15 protein-coding genes are annotated in these 13103 nt (G+C 68.4%); 5 read left to right on the top strand and 10 right to left on the bottom strand.

Going from position 1 to position 13103, the window contains the following annotated elements; genetic code table 11:
• Nucleotides 1-200 precede the first annotated feature (200 nt).
• From FHR97_RS07810 to FHR97_RS07800, 3 genes are all read left to right on the top strand, one after another.
• Nucleotides 201-1583 carry an MFS transporter gene (locus tag FHR97_RS07810; protein ID WP_183383221.1) on the top strand — a complete coding sequence of 461 codons (1383 nt, stop codon included), beginning with the start codon at nucleotides 201-203 and terminating at the stop codon, nucleotides 1581-1583.
• A 150-nt stretch (nucleotides 1584-1733) separates the two neighbouring features.
• Nucleotides 1734-2171: a DUF4870 family protein gene (locus tag FHR97_RS07805; RefSeq protein WP_183383220.1), complete on the top strand. Its 438-nt coding sequence runs from the start codon at nucleotides 1734-1736 to the stop codon at nucleotides 2169-2171.
• Between the two features lie 40 nt (nucleotides 2172-2211).
• Entirely contained in the window at nucleotides 2212-2457 is a 246-nt protein-coding gene (locus tag FHR97_RS07800; RefSeq protein ID WP_183383219.1) for a hypothetical protein, read from the top strand.
• Between the two features lie 6 nt (nucleotides 2458-2463).
• Here FHR97_RS07800 and FHR97_RS07795 read toward each other — a convergent pair whose 3' ends face one another.
• From FHR97_RS07795 to FHR97_RS07755, 9 genes are all read right to left on the bottom strand, one after another.
• Nucleotides 2464-2673: a hypothetical protein gene (locus tag FHR97_RS07795; protein ID WP_183383218.1), complete on the bottom strand. Its 210-nt coding sequence runs from the start codon at nucleotides 2671-2673 to the stop codon at nucleotides 2464-2466.
• A gap of 10 nt (nucleotides 2674-2683) precedes the next feature.
• Entirely contained in the window at nucleotides 2684-4630 is a 1947-nt protein-coding gene (locus tag FHR97_RS07790) for a nitric oxide reductase activation protein NorD (RefSeq protein WP_183383217.1), read from the bottom strand.
• A 188-nt stretch (nucleotides 4631-4818) separates the two neighbouring features.
• Complete coding sequence (locus FHR97_RS07785) at nucleotides 4819-5631, bottom strand: CbbQ/NirQ/NorQ/GpvN family protein (protein ID WP_183383216.1); 813 nt, start codon at nucleotides 5629-5631, stop codon at nucleotides 4819-4821.
• Nucleotides 5632-5685: 54 nt separating this feature from the next.
• A complete protein-coding gene (locus tag FHR97_RS07780) occupies nucleotides 5686-7041 on the bottom strand; it encodes a cbb3-type cytochrome c oxidase subunit I (RefSeq protein ID WP_183383215.1) in 1356 nt (451 codons plus the stop codon).
• A 212-nt stretch (nucleotides 7042-7253) separates the two neighbouring features.
• Complete coding sequence (locus tag FHR97_RS07775) at nucleotides 7254-7706, bottom strand: c-type cytochrome (RefSeq protein ID WP_183383214.1); 453 nt, start codon at nucleotides 7704-7706, stop codon at nucleotides 7254-7256.
• A 175-nt stretch (nucleotides 7707-7881) separates the two neighbouring features.
• Entirely contained in the window at nucleotides 7882-8202 is a 321-nt protein-coding gene (locus FHR97_RS07770) for a carboxymuconolactone decarboxylase family protein (RefSeq protein WP_183383213.1), read from the bottom strand.
• 52 nt (nucleotides 8203-8254) lie between these two features.
• Nucleotides 8255-8641, bottom strand: coding sequence for a SirB2 family protein (locus FHR97_RS07765; RefSeq protein ID WP_183383212.1), 387 nt, complete (start codon nucleotides 8639-8641; stop codon nucleotides 8255-8257).
• A gap of 5 nt (nucleotides 8642-8646) precedes the next feature.
• Nucleotides 8647-9843 (bottom strand): NnrS family protein, encoded by a 1197-nt coding sequence (locus FHR97_RS07760; RefSeq protein WP_183383211.1) that lies wholly within the window; start codon nucleotides 9841-9843, stop codon nucleotides 8647-8649.
• Between the two features lie 125 nt (nucleotides 9844-9968).
• Nucleotides 9969-10412: a globin family protein gene (locus tag FHR97_RS07755; protein WP_183383210.1), complete on the bottom strand. Its 444-nt coding sequence runs from the start codon at nucleotides 10410-10412 to the stop codon at nucleotides 9969-9971.
• Nucleotides 10413-10632: 220 nt separating this feature from the next.
• Here FHR97_RS07755 and hmpA point away from each other — a divergent pair, with 220 nt between their 5' ends.
• Nucleotides 10633-11805, top strand: a complete 1173-nt coding sequence (hmpA, locus tag FHR97_RS07750) for an NO-inducible flavohemoprotein (RefSeq protein WP_183383209.1) — start codon at nucleotides 10633-10635, stop codon at nucleotides 11803-11805.
• 153 nt (nucleotides 11806-11958) lie between these two features.
• Here hmpA and FHR97_RS07745 read toward each other — a convergent pair whose 3' ends face one another.
• On the bottom strand, nucleotides 11959-12387 hold the full coding sequence (locus tag FHR97_RS07745; RefSeq protein WP_183383208.1) for a MarR family transcriptional regulator: 429 nt from the start codon (nucleotides 12385-12387) through the stop codon (nucleotides 11959-11961).
• Nucleotides 12388-12516: 129 nt separating this feature from the next.
• Here FHR97_RS07745 and FHR97_RS07740 point away from each other — a divergent pair, with 129 nt between their 5' ends.
• Complete coding sequence (locus FHR97_RS07740) at nucleotides 12517-13083, top strand: YIP1 family protein (protein ID WP_183383207.1); 567 nt, start codon at nucleotides 12517-12519, stop codon at nucleotides 13081-13083.
• The last annotated feature ends 20 nt before the right edge of the window (nucleotides 13084-13103 follow it).

The raw sequence follows: 13103 nt of genomic DNA, 5'->3' as shown, positions 1-13103 counted from the left end.
CATGACGACCGGGCCCCACAGCGGGCCCGGTCGTCGTTCTCGCCGACGCCGAAGGGGGCCGGCCGCGCCTACCTCCAAGGAGATAGGCCCCGGATATCAAGGGGTAGCGGGGAGGCGGACTTGATGCACGTCAATATCGCCGGCGCCGGGCCTGCCAGGCTGGAAGGCGACCATTCATGCATCGCCGAAGGAGGCACGACATGAAACATCTCGAGGGCGTGACCCGGCCACAGCAATACCGGGCGCTGACGCTCAGCACCCTGGCGTTCACCACCTGCTTCGCGGTGTGGACGATCTTTTCCATCATCGGGGTCCAGATCAAGCAGGACCTGGGGCTCAACGAGACCCAGTTCGGCATCCTGGTGGCCACGCCGATCCTCACCGGCTCGATCAGCCGGATCTTCCTGGGCATCTGGACCGAGCAGTTCGGCGGGCGCCGCGTCTTCAGCGTGCTGATGCTGGTCACCGCGGCCTGCGTCTTCCTGCTCTCCTACGTCGAGTCCTACGCGATGTTCCTGGTCGCGGCCCTCGGGGTGGGCCTGGCCGGCGGCTCCTTCATCGTCGGTATCGCCTACACCTCCTACTGGTTCGAGAAGGAGAAGCAGGGCACCGCGCTGGGGATCTTCGGCGCCGGCAACGCCGGGGCGGCGGTCACCAACTTCGCCGCCCCCTTCCTGCTGCTGGCGCTGGGCTGGGAGCAGACCGCGGTGGTCTACGCCATCGTGTTGGCGGTGGTCGCCGTGGGCTTCTGGGTATTCGCCAAGGAGGATCCGCTGACCCGGGCCCGGCGCGGGCAGGGCGGCAAGGCCACCTCCGCCAAGGCTCAGCTGGAGCCTCTCAAGTACCTGCAGGTGTGGCGCTTCGCCCTCTACTACTTCTTCGTCTTCGGCGCCTTCGTCGCCCTGGCCTCCTACCTGCCCCGCTACTACGTGGGCGCCTACGACGTCAGCATCGCCGTGGCCGGCTCGCTGGCGGCCCTCTACACCCTGCCGGCCAGCGTCTTCCGGGCGCTCGGCGGCTGGATGTCCGACCGCTACGGCGCCCGCTCGATCATGTACCTGACCTTCATCGCCTCGCTGGTCTGCCTGTTCCTGCTCGCCTACCCCGAGACCCACTACGTGGTGGAGGGCAAGGAGGGCCAGATCGCCTTCTCCCTGGCCATGCCGCTGTGGGGGGTGGTGCTCCTGACCGTGCTGCTGGGCTTCTTCATGTCGCTGGGCAAGGCCGCCGTGTACAAGCACATCCCGGTCTACTACCCGGAGAACGTCGGCTCGGTGGGCGGCCTGGTCGGCATGATCGGCGGCCTGGGCGGCTTCTTCCTGCCGATCGTCTTCGGCGCGGTGCTCGACCTCACCGGGGTCTGGACCAGTTCCTACATGGTGCTCTTCGTGCTGGTGGCCGTCTCGCTGATCTGGATGCACGGCGCCATCCGCCGCATGGAGCGTGCCCGGGTGCCGGAACTCGGCGAGGAGCGCTATCGCTACCTGCCGGAGATCCAGGATGTGGGGGGCCGTTCCGTCGGTCACGAAGGCCGTGCCGAGCCTTCCGCCTCGGTGCAACCCGGCCGGGAGGCCGAGGCCTGAGCCCTCGCCGCCATGACACGAATGCCGCCTGCGGGCGGTATTCGTCGTTCACGCTGTCCCGGACTTGATCCAGGCCAAAGAAAGCCTCGCGCTCCGGATATATCGTGGAATGCTTCATACATCTTTACTGCCAGTCGCCGGAGGTGCGCCATGTCCCTCACCCCGTCCCCCCACGAGCCCTACGGATCCCTCGACAAGGAACCCGGCCGCGGCACCATGCTGATCGTCTACGGCCTCTTCCTGGGGAGCGTCATGGCCGTGATCACCGCCCCGATCGGCGTGGCAATCGCCCACTGGATGCGCCATCGCACCAGCGCCTGGCTCGAGTCCCACCGCCGCTTTCAGGTCCGCACCTTCTGGCTGGGCCTCGTGGGCGGCACCCTGGGCCTTGGCATCTGGCAACTGCTCGGGTGGCTCCAGCTGCCCGCCGCGACGTCCTGGGCCTTCGGCTACCTGTTCTTCATCGCCTGCCTGGTATGGATGGTCGGGCGCTGCGGGGTGGGCCTGCATCGGCTGCTGGCCAACCGGCCCATCGCCAACCCGGCGAGCCTGGCCTTCGGCGGGGTCGCCGTGACCCTCGCGGGGTGAGCATGGCCTCACCGCCCTGCTCGTCACCTGGGCCCTGCTGATGGCCCTGACGGTGGTCTCCATGGTCTCGGCAAGACTGGACCAGGCCGGCCAGTGGCAGGCCCTGCCACTGGGGTCGGTGGGCCTGGTGCTGCTGGCCAGCGGCTTCAAGGCCCATCGGGTGCTGATGGTCTACCTGAACCTGCGTATCGCCGGCCCGGCCTGGCGGGGAGCCTTCGTCGGCTTGCTGGGCCTGACCCTGGCGCTGATCGCCGGCGGCTACCTGGTCGCGCGCTGGATGGGCTGAGTCGCCTCAGCCCTCGCCCGGTGGCGGCCTGGACCGCGCCCAGTCCTCCAGGGCGCGGCCCAGGCGCAGCAGGCCGTAGACCGCGACGGGGACGACCAGCATCAGCGCCACGCCCCAGTCGCGGGTGTTGATCAGCCAGACCAGCGGCAGTACCACTGCCGTGGCGGCCAGTGACCAGGCCGCCACGGCCAGTACGAGTCGGGAACGGGTCGTCACGGCAACCTCCTCAGCTGGCGATGATCTGGCGGTAGATCCCCGGCAAGGCCAGGGAGAGGTGCTCGGGACGCTGCACGATGGCATAGCCCCCACGACCGAACAGGTGCGGGATGTAGCGTCCCGCCTCGCGGTCGATGGTCACGCCGAAGACCCGCACCTCCTGGCGGCGCGCCTCGAGCACCGCCTTGCGGGTGTCCTCGATCCCGTAGCGTCCCTCGTAGTAGTCGTTGTCGTTGGGCTTGCCGTCGGTGAGCAGCAGCAGCAGCCGATGCCGGTTGGGCCGCTCGGCGAGTGCCGCGGTCAGGTGGCGGATGGCCGGCCCCATGCGGGTGTAGGAGCCCGGCTTGAGCGCGGCGATGCGCCGCGACACCCGCTCGCCCATCGACTCGTCGAAGTCCTTCAGGGTATTGACCCACACCTTGTGGCGCCGCCGGGAGGTGAAGCTGTGGATGGCGTAGTCGTCGCCGCAGCCGGCCAGTCCGTGGCCCAGCACCAGCAGCGCCTCCTTGGCCACGTCCAGCACCCGGCGATCCGCCAGCCAGGCCTCGGTGGACAGCGACACATCCACCAGGATCGACACCGCCAGGTCGCGGGCCTGGGTGCGACTGTCCAGGTAGAGGCGATCGCTGGCCTCGCCGGTGGCAGCCAGGTCGCAGCGCGAGCGGATCACCGCGTCCATGTCCAGCTCGCTGCCGTCGAGCTGGCCGCGCAGGAGCTCGCGGCGCGGACGCAGCGCCTCGAACTCGCGCCGCACCCGGCGGATGCGTCGGCGGGTGGCCTCGTCGGGCGTCCAGTCCTCGCCCTCCTCGCTCTGCAGGTCGCTGAGCACCACGCAGTGGTCGGGCAGGTAGGCCTGCTTGCGGTGGTTCCACTCCGGATAGGTATGGCGCCCCTTCAGCCGGCCGCCGGCGGCCTCGTCCGGCGCCAGGTCGAGGTCGAGCTTGAGCCTCGAGCTGGCTCGCTGGCGGTTGGGGCTGAGGACGATCTCGTCGATCTGGTCGGCGGCCTGGCGGGCCGCGTCCTCCTCCTCGTCCTCCACGTGGCGGTTGAGGTTCACCATCTCGGCCCAGGAGAGCATCTTCTCGGAGGCGTTGAGGATCAGCGGGTCGTCGCGGTCGGCCAGGTCCTGCTCGCGGCGGTCGGCCTTGCGCTTGCCGTGGTCGTCCTCCCGGGCATCGCCTCCGGCGAGCGGAGTCTCGTCGTCATCGGCGCGCGCGCCCGCCCCGTCCTCCCGGGTGCCCAATGTCACGGCCTGGCCCCATAGCGGGACGGGCAGCGTCGGCCGGTAGCCGCGCGGCGCACGGAAGGCGTCCAGGGGGAGGGTGTCGTCGCGAATGGCCCGCTGCATGGCCCGGGCCCATTGCCCCTCGGGGTCCGGGGCGCCGAGCTCCGCGCACAGGGCGGCTTCCAGCTCCGCCTCACGGGGCGGCAACCGCCGGCGCCGGGGGCGGATCGCCAGCAACTCGCCGCACAGGCGGACATAGCGATCCGTCAGCCCGGGGAAGCGCGCCAGCGCCGCCCGCGCGGTACGGCGTGCCTCGCGCAGGCGCTGCAGGTCGGCCTGCAGCGGGTCCGACGACACGGGGATCGGGCGCGCCTCGGCCAGGAAGGCGGTCAGCCACAGGTAGAGGTCGCGATTGAGGGCGGCCTCGGGGAAGAGCGCCAGGCGCGGCGGCAACAGCAGGTGTTCCTCGTCTCGGCGCGCCTGGTCGAGGGCCTCCTCGTCGAGGCCCAGCCGCTGGCGCAGGCTCAGCCGGTGGGACGAGGCGCGGGCGGCGATGGCGGCCACCTCGACGCCCGCCTCACCGCCCCCGGCGCGGAAGAAGACCCCGAGCATGGGACGCAGGCTCTCGAGGCTGACTGCGGCCTCGGGGTGGTCCGGATAGCTCACCGCCCCGGAGGCCCAGCGGTGCCAGTGCCGGCCGACGAACTCCTCGACCTCCAGGAAATCGAGCATTTCCACGCTCCTCTTAACAACCGGGCGCAAGAGACAAGAGATGAGCCTTTCCGGCGCCAAGCCGCTGCGAGGGCGCTGTGAACCCTTCCCTGGGCGCTACTTTTGCCGTCCCTGGTCAAAAGACCCTCGCTCCGCCTTGGCCCCAGCGCTCATCTCAACATGCTTGGCAGCAAGTTCTAATGCCACCCTTAGCCGAATGTCGCCCGGATGGCTTCCATCAGCCCCTCCTGGACATCCGCGTCGTCGGAGAGCGGCTCCACCAGAGTGGCCCGGGCCGCCTCGAGGATCGGCATGCCGCCCTGGATCAGGGTCGCGCAGTAGACCAGCAAGCGGGTGGACACGCCCTCCTCCAGGTCCTGGCCCTTCATGGCGCGCAGGCTAGCGGCCAGGTTGACCAGGGCCGCGCAGCGCTCGGCGGGCAGGCCGCTCTCCCGGGCGACGATGTCGCGCTCCACCCCGGGGGGCGGGAAATCGAAGGACATCGCCACGAAGCGCTGGCGGGTGCTGGGCTTGAGCGACTTGAGGATGTGCTGGTAGCCGGGGTTGTAGGAGACCACCAGCATGAAGTCGTCCGGCGCCTCGAGCAGCTCGCCGGTGCGCTCCAGCGGCAGCAGGCGACGGTCGTCGGTCAGCGGGTGCAGCACCACGCTGACGTCCTTGCGGGCCTCGACCACCTCGTCGAGGTAGCAGATGCCACCCTCGCGCACCGCGCGGGTCAGCGGGCCGTCGACCCAGCGGGTCTCGCCGCCCTGCAGCAGGTAGCGGCCGGTGAGGTCGGCGGCGGTGAGGTCGTCGTGGCAGGCCACGGTGTACAGCGGCTTGCCGAGCCTCGCCGCCATGTGGCCGACGAAGCGGGTCTTGCCGCAGCCGGTCGGCCCCTTGAGCAGCAGCGGCAGGCGCTGGCGAAAGGCCTGCTCGAACATCGTGCACTCGTTGCCGACGCTCTGGTAGAAGGGCGGTTCCTGCTCGTGGGTGGTGGAGGCCAGTGGGGCAACAGCCATGCGTTCACTCCCGAATCGGTGAAGGGAGGGACGGCCCCGCGGGGCCGTCCGCTATCAGAGGCGCTCGGCGCCCGCGGTCAGCTGGGTGCCACCCGCCGGCACCTGCTCGCGGGTCGGGCCGAAGAAGGCGTAGAGCAGCATCACCGCCCCCCCGGCCACCGCCACGCCGGCACCGAGGCGCATGACGTAGAACAGGCCGAGCTGGCTCTGCACCTCCATGTAGTTCATGCCCAGCACCCGCTGCAGGTGGGTCTGGACGACACCGGCAAAGGTCAGGGTGAAGGTCATGAAGCACATCGCCGAGGTCATGATCCAGAAGCCCCACATGTTCAGCACCTGGTTGTAGGGCTGGACGCGGCGCAGCGCCGGCATGGCGAAGCTGATGATGCCGAGCATCAGCATCACGTAGGCGCCGTAGAAGGCCAGGTGGCCGTGGGCCGCGGTGACCTGGGTGCCGTGGCTGTAGTAGTTGATGAACGACAGGGTGTGCATGAAGCCCCACACGCCGGCACCGAAGAAGGCGATGGTCGGGCAGCCCAGCGCCCACAGCATGGCGGCCTTGTTGGGGTGGTTGCGGCTGCCCTTCCAGAACATGGTGAAGGCGAACACCACCATGGCGAAGAAGGGGATCACCTCCAGGGTGGAGAAGATGCTGCCGATGGGCTGCCAGTAGCTCGGCGCGCCGATCCAGTAGTAGTGGTGGCCGGTGCCCAGCAGGCCGGAGAACAGCGACAGGCCGACGATGACGTAGAGCCACTTCTCGATCACCTCGCGATCGACGCCGGTCATCTTGATCAGCAGGTAGCCGAGCAGCGAGGCCATGATCAGCTCCCAGACGCCCTCGACCCAGAGGTGCACGACCCACCACCAGTAGAGCTTGTCCACGGCCAGGTTGGTCGGATTGTAGAAGGCGAACAGCCAGAACACCGCGGCCAGCCACAGGCCCAGCATCAGCACCAGGTTGATGGCGGTCTTGCGGCCCTTGGCAAGCGTCATGCTGGTGTTGAAGAGGAACATCAGGAAGGAGAGGGTGATCAGCACCTTGACCCAGAACGGCTGCTCGAGGAACTCGCGGCCCTCGTGGATCCCGAACTGGTAGCCGACGAGGGCCGCGGCCCCGGCGAAGGCGAAGATGGCCAGCTGCAGATAGGCCAGTCCGGGGCTGTGGATCTCCCGCTCGGCCTCTTCCGGCATCAGGTAGTAGGTGCTGCCCATGAAGCCGATCAGCAGCCAGACGATCAGCAGGTTGGTATGGCTGACGCGCATGATGTTGAAGGGCATCAGCTCGGCCATGAAGGTCGGCCAGGCATAGACGGTGGCGGCCAGCAGGCCGAAGACGATCTGCAGCGCGAACAGCGCCATGGCCACCATGAAGAAGGGCAGGGCCACTCTCTGGGTTTCGTATTTCATCGGTAGGGGTCTCCTTGGGTCATCCGGGGCTCTCGCAGGGCAATGCGCATTCTCTGACCCTCCCGGTTTCATGGGCGCCGGGGACAAGTCGAAGCGAGGGTCCTTTGCCATGGATGGCAACGGTAGCGCCCAGGGAAGGGTTCACAGCGCCCTCGCTAAGGCTTGTCGCCGGAAAAGCCCATATCCAGCGCTTAGAGGCTTGGAAGAAGCGCTTAGCCGGCGGGATGCGGTGGCCAGTCCTGAGCGTCGATGCCGTCGGTCCACTCCAGGAAATCGATCAGGGCATTGAGCTCCTCGTCGCTGAGGTCGAACTGCGGCATCTGGCGCCGACCCGGCGCGCCCAGCGGCTGGGCCTTCATCCAGGCGATGAGCCCGGCGCGAGCCGCCTCGGGATTCTCCCGGCCGCCGTAGCGCGTCCAGACGTTGCCCAGCTCCGGGGCGAAGTAGGCGCCCTCGCCCATGATGCTGTGGCAGTTGATGCACATGTTCTCCTCCCACACTTCCTTGCCGTGGACCACCGACTCGGTGAGTCCTGCGCTATCGGTGGAATCGGTGACCATGTACCAGTGGCTGTGCGCCGTCAGCGCGGCGAACAGCAGAAAGAAGAACAGCGACCCGCCATAGAAGATGTTGCGGGCCGCCGACTTGGTGAGACCTTCGGCCATGGACTTCCCCCCCTGCTCGCAGGGCGCCGCCGGAAGGCCGCGCCACTAAACATGCATAAAAAATACATGTTAATGCTAGCGTCCTGAGCAGGGGAGAACCATGACATCGATCAAGAAGGCGGCATTCGAGGGGAACAGGCGGGCGGCGAGGCCGCCCGAGCGGGATCGGCGAGGTTCAGTTGCCTTCGGTGAAGTCCTCGATCCAGGTCAGCGCCGCCGCGCTGGCGGGCAGGCCCAGGGTGGGGATGGCCAGCATGGCCACCTGTTTCAGGGCCTCGGGGGACTCGCCCTCGGCCAGGGCGCGACGCACGTGGGAGTGCACGGCGCCCTCGGAGCCCGAGCCCACCGCCAGGGCGAGCTTGACCAGACGACGGGTTCGCGCGTCCAGGGGACCGGTCTCGGCGCAGGCCTTGCCCAGCGCCGCGAAGGCTTTCCAGACCTCGGGATGCTGGTCGGCCACCTGGCGGGCGCCGGAGGGAAGCGATTGTTTCGCCATGAGGGCATCCTTCTGACGGTGAGTGACGCCACTCAGTATAGGAAGCGCCGCCTCAGGCCAGCCAGGACAGCGGACTGTGCCGGACCGCCGCCCCCACCATGAAGGCGAACACGACCACGGCGGCCAGCGCCGCCACGCCGCGCACCGCCGGCGTCCGGCCGCGCTTGATGGCCAGGGTGCCGAGGCCGATATAGGCGATCAGGGCGAGCAGCTTGGCGGCCAGCCAGGGCTGCTGGTGGGGCCACAGCGAGAGGGCCACCATCAGCCAGACCCCGAGCCCCAGCAGCAGGGTATCGACCAGGTGGGGCAGCACCTTGACCCAGCGCCGGGCGAGGTTCGGCGAGGCCCGCACCGACCACCAGGCCCGCACCAGGAAGAGGCCGAGACTCAGGGCGGTGGCGCTCATGTGCAGGTGCTTGATCAAGGCATAGTGTTCCATGGGGATCAGCCGTCCTTGCCATCCAGGCGGGCGGTGCTCAGCGGCAGCGCGTAGTGGAGCAGGAAGATCGCGTAGGCCAGGCACCAGAAGATGATGCCCAGATTGTAGGTCCAGTGGCTGATGCCGGGAAACAGCGCCAGCACCGGCGAGCGCAGGACGGCGGCGGCGATCAGCAGCGCCAGGGCCACGCCGATGCCCGGCAGGCTCTCGATGGCGCGACCGGTATGGCCCAGGGAGACCCGCGCCATCATCGCCAGCATCATGGTGCCCATGCCGCCGATGGTCAGGGCATGCACGGCCAGCTCGACGCGGAAGGCGCCCAGCGCCGCCAGGGCCCACATGGCCAGTCCCAGGCAGAGGAAGGCGTAGCTGGCATGCAGGCCCCAGAGCAGCGGCTCGCGCAGGGTGTGGAGCCCGTCCCAACGGGCCAGCCGCCAGGTATTGGCCAGTGCCGCCAGCCCCGTCAGGCCAGCGAGCCCTGGCCCGGGCAGGCTCAGGCCCAGCACAGCGGCCAGCTGGGCCAGCACCAGCGCCGCCATGCTGCCCAGGGTCAGCCGCTCCAGCCAGGGCAGCGGCGCCGGTCGGGGCCGTCCCAGGCGGTTGGCGGTGAACATCGGGATCACCCGCCCGCCGATCACCACCATCAGGGCGGTGATTAGCAGCACCGCCAGGTAGGCCCCCTGACGGATCAGCACGGCATCCCCCTGCAGGACCCCGAGATGCATCGCCAGGTTGGCCAGCACCAGCAAGCCGAGGGCGGGCAGGAAGACCAGGTTGCGCCAGCGCCGGGCGGCGATCACCAGCCGGGCCATGACGGCGGCCACCACCACCAGGAAGGCCAGGTCCACCAGCGCCGGCAGCAGCGGCGGCAACCCCAGGGGCACGGCCAGCAGCACCCGTCCGGCCAGCCACAGTGCCACCAGACCCAGCAGCGGCCAGCCGCGCAGGCTCGGCAGGCCGGTCCAGTTCTGCACGGCGGTGAGCAAAAAGCCCGCCACCACGGCGGCGGCGAAGCCGAACAGCATCTCGTGCTGGTGCCACCACAGCAGCCCGCCCTGGGGCCTGAGCAGCACGTCGCCGTGCCAGAAGGCCAGCCAGACCATCAGGGCGACCACTCCGAACAGCGAGGCCAGCAGGAAGAAGGGGCGGAAGGCGAGGCGGGCCAGGGGCAGGCGCGCCGGCGAGAGAGAGGAGGCTGTCATGGCGAATACCCGACCGGAACACTTGGATATCGCCATTGTGCGCCCGCCGGGGCCGGAAAGACCATGACATGCATCAACAATGCTTCTTTATGTCGCACCCCTTGCCGGGACCGGTGGCCGGGCGTTCAGGCGATATCGTCCTCGCCGACCGGCGCGTCCCGCTCGTAGTGGAACTTCATGTAGACGATCCCCGGGGTCATCACCAGGCGCCAGGCCAGTTCCACGGTGTCGGTGAATGCCGGATCGAAGTCGCGCAGGGTCGCCACCAGGGTCTCCAGCCAGAGGTCATAGAGGGACGGACGGATGTCGAGATGCCGGCGGTTGTGGCTGATGGCCACCTTGTCCAGGTAGTAGTCGGCGTGGCTGGAGGCATAGAAGGTCAGCAGGTGATAGAAGGACTTCTTGAGCATGGCCTGCTGGCGATGCATGTCGGTGTGGCGGAACTTCTCCGCTACCTCCGGCGAGGCGGCGACGAAACGCTCGTAGAAGGCCTCGAAGAAGCCCCTTCCGTCGACCTGGCGCTCCAGCACCCGGGCATAGCTCGCATCGAAGACCGTCTCGATATCCACCTTTCCTCCCAGGACCTGCCGGCGCAGCCCCCTCCCCCTCCAAGCCTAGCTTGCCGGGTCCCGACGAGGGTGGGATCCGACCGAGAGAGACGCCACTCTTGACCGAGATCAAGCGGCCGGCACGCTGCGACATTCTTGACCAGGTCGCCGGGTAGCCAGCGAGCCACTATAGATGTATTTTTTGTACCTCTTTAACAACACCCCGTACGAAGGAACCCTCATGCTGACACCCGCCCAGGAACGCCTGATCGAGGCCACCGCCCCGGTCGTCGCCGAGCACCTCGATGCCATCACCCAGTGCTTCTACCCGCTGATGTTCGACCGCTACCCCGAGGTCAAGCCGCTGTTCAACCAGGCCCACCAGGCCAGCGGAGGCCAGCCCCGGGCGCTGGCCGGCGCGGTGCTGGCCTATGTCCAGCTGCGCCGCGATCCCGAGCGGGTACGAGAGACCCTGGCCACCGTGGTCAGCAAGCACGTCTCCCTGGATATCCGGCCCGAGCAGTATCCGATCGTCGGCGAGTGCCTGATGGCCGCCATCGGCGAGGTGCTTGGCGAGGCGGTGACGCCGGAGATCGCGGACGCCTGGGGCGCGCTCTACGAGGAACTGGCCGGGCTGCTGATCGAGCTCGAGGACCACCGCTACCGCGACTTCGAGCATCGCCCGGGCGGCTGGCGCGGCCCCCGCGAATTCCGCATCGCCGCGATGCGCCAGGAGAGCGCGGTGATCCGCTCCTTCGTGCTCATGCCCGCGGATGGCGGGGCGGTGGCCGACTTCGCCCCGGGCCAGTACATCGGCGTGCGCCTGGTCATCGACGGCGAGCCGGTCTACCGCCACTACAGCCTCTCGGCGGCGCCCAACGGCGAGAGCTACAGGATCTCGGTCAAGCGCGAGCCCGAGGGCACCGCCAGCCGGCATCTGCACGATGCCATGGCGGTGGGTGACACCCTGACGCTGCTGCCGCCGGCCGGCGACCTGACCCTGGTGGAAGGCGAGGAACCGCTGCTGCTGGCCAGCGGCGGTGTCGGCCAGACCCCCATGCTGCCCATGGCCCAGCAGGCGCTGGCCCAGGGACGACGGGTGATCTACCTGCATGCCGCCCTGGACGCCGAGCATCATGCCTTCGCCGAGGAAGTGGCGAGGCTCGAGGCCCGTCATGCCGGGCAGCTGCGGGTGGTGACGGTCCACGAACGGGGCGACGGCGCCGAACATATCGGGCGCATCGACCGCGACCTGCTGGCCCGCTACCTGCCCGACGGCGAGCCGCGCTGCTACTTCGTCGGCCCCCAGGGCTTCATGACCGCGATCAACGGGGCCCTGGCCGAACTGGGCATCCCCGACGAGCGTCGCCACTACGAGCACTTCGGGCCGTCACAGCCTCTCGACGCCGCCTGAGCCCGTCGTTCCGGCCCGGACGCGGGCGTCCGGGCCGCCGACCTCACGGGAAGCTCACCCCCTCGCCCCGGCAAGCGAAGGCCAGGGTGGCGACATTGCTGAAGGGACGGTCTCCTGGGCACAGGAAGCGGTGAGGGCGAGGGTTGATGAAGGTCAGCCTCCCTCATCGGAGAACTCGGGCCAGCCGGGCAGGTGAAATTCCTCCTGGAGGTGGCGCAGTTCCGGCTGGTGCCGCTCGGCGATGCCCCGGGCCAGTTCGGCGCCACGAGGCAGCAGATGCACCTCCATCCGGCGACGATCCTCCCGCCCGGGGCGACGCTCGACCAGCGACAGCTGTTCACAGCGATCCACCAGCATCACGGTGCCGTGGTGCTTGGCCTGGAGACGCTCGGCCAGCTCACCCACCGTCGCCCATTCGCGGCCCTCGATGCCCATCAGGTGCAGCAATAGCTGGTACTGGAGAGACGTCAGGCCATGCTCCCGACAGATGTCCTCGCTCTGCCTGAGAAAGCAGCGGAGCTGATAGCGGAAATGCGACAGCCTCCGAAAATCCTCCTTGGTCAGGGGGGAAGAATCTAGCATGGCACTCTCCAGCAATCGCGGCGCTTCCCGCCTTGACAGCGAGCCTGGCGAAACCTAAATCACGATCTAGAATATCATGAAATGATATTTTGTCACCAAACCCGAAGCGCACAGACGCGAGGCAGCCCCATGAACCCCATCACCGTCATCCGACTGCCCTTCACCCGTCTGACGGGTTGGAAGGAACTGCAGCGACGCAAGCCATCGATCGCTACCCTAGCCTGGCTCGTGGTATTGCCCATGTCGCTGTTGCCGCCGCTGCTGCTCTACTATGCCGGCACCCATCATGGCGACGCCTTCGTGGCGGGTTTCGGCGACCGCCCGTGGCGCTTCATCACCACCATCCTCTTCCTGGCCGAATTGCTGACCTTCTTCGTCATGGGCTGGCTGATCCATGCGGTGGTCAACGCGACCCGCGAGCTCTCCATCGACTATCACGATGCCTACCTGCTCGCGGCCCTGGCACCGCTGCCGCTGTGGTCCTCGGCGATCGTGCTGCTGATCCCCAGCCTGCTGCTCAATGTGCTGGCGGTACTGGTAGCGCTGGGTATCTCCTGCAGCCTGGTCTATCACGGGCTCCAGGCCCTCTGCGAGCGCCAGGAAGATGACGTGGTCACCCAGTCCGTCACCTACACGGTAATCGCCGCCGGCGTGCTGGCCTGGGGGCTGCTGATGGCCATCGTCTGGGCCTACTGAGTGCCCGTGACAGGACGTAG

Origin of the sequence: Halomonas stenophila, from assembly GCF_014192275.1 — a bacterium.
Lineage (GTDB): Bacteria > Pseudomonadota > Gammaproteobacteria > Pseudomonadales > Halomonadaceae > Halomonas > Halomonas stenophila.
This window is presented reverse-complemented; position numbering and strand designations above follow the sequence as displayed.

Bases quoted from the DNA above. Each gene is read 5' to 3' on its own strand.
- FHR97_RS07760 (WP_183383211.1), bottom strand. From the start codon at position 9,843: ATGACAGCCTCCTCTCTCTCGCCGGCGCGCCTGCCCCTGGCCCGCCTC.
- FHR97_RS07780 (WP_183383215.1), bottom strand. From the start codon at position 7,041: ATGAAATACGAAACCCAGAGAGTGGCCCTGCCCTTCTTCATGGTGGCC.
- FHR97_RS07810 (WP_183383221.1), top strand. From the start codon at position 201: ATGAAACATCTCGAGGGCGTGACCCGGCCACAGCAATACCGGGCGCTG.
- FHR97_RS07805 (WP_183383220.1), top strand. From the start codon at position 1,734: ATGTCCCTCACCCCGTCCCCCCACGAGCCCTACGGATCCCTCGACAAG.
- FHR97_RS07785 (WP_183383216.1), bottom strand. From the start codon at position 5,631: ATGGCTGTTGCCCCACTGGCCTCCACCACCCACGAGCAGGAACCGCCC.
- FHR97_RS07765 (WP_183383212.1), bottom strand. From the start codon at position 8,641: ATGGAACACTATGCCTTGATCAAGCACCTGCACATGAGCGCCACCGCC.
- FHR97_RS07790 (WP_183383217.1), bottom strand. From the start codon at position 4,630: ATGCTCGATTTCCTGGAGGTCGAGGAGTTCGTCGGCCGGCACTGGCAC.
- hmpA (WP_183383209.1), top strand. From the start codon at position 10,633: ATGCTGACACCCGCCCAGGAACGCCTGATCGAGGCCACCGCCCCGGTC.
- FHR97_RS07745 (WP_183383208.1), bottom strand. From the start codon at position 12,387: ATGCTAGATTCTTCCCCCCTGACCAAGGAGGATTTTCGGAGGCTGTCG.
- FHR97_RS07775 (WP_183383214.1), bottom strand. From the start codon at position 7,706: ATGGCCGAAGGTCTCACCAAGTCGGCGGCCCGCAACATCTTCTATGGC.
- FHR97_RS07800 (WP_183383219.1), top strand. From the start codon at position 2,212: ATGGCCCTGACGGTGGTCTCCATGGTCTCGGCAAGACTGGACCAGGCC.
- FHR97_RS07740 (WP_183383207.1), top strand. From the start codon at position 12,517: ATGAACCCCATCACCGTCATCCGACTGCCCTTCACCCGTCTGACGGGT.
- FHR97_RS07770 (WP_183383213.1), bottom strand. From the start codon at position 8,202: ATGGCGAAACAATCGCTTCCCTCCGGCGCCCGCCAGGTGGCCGACCAG.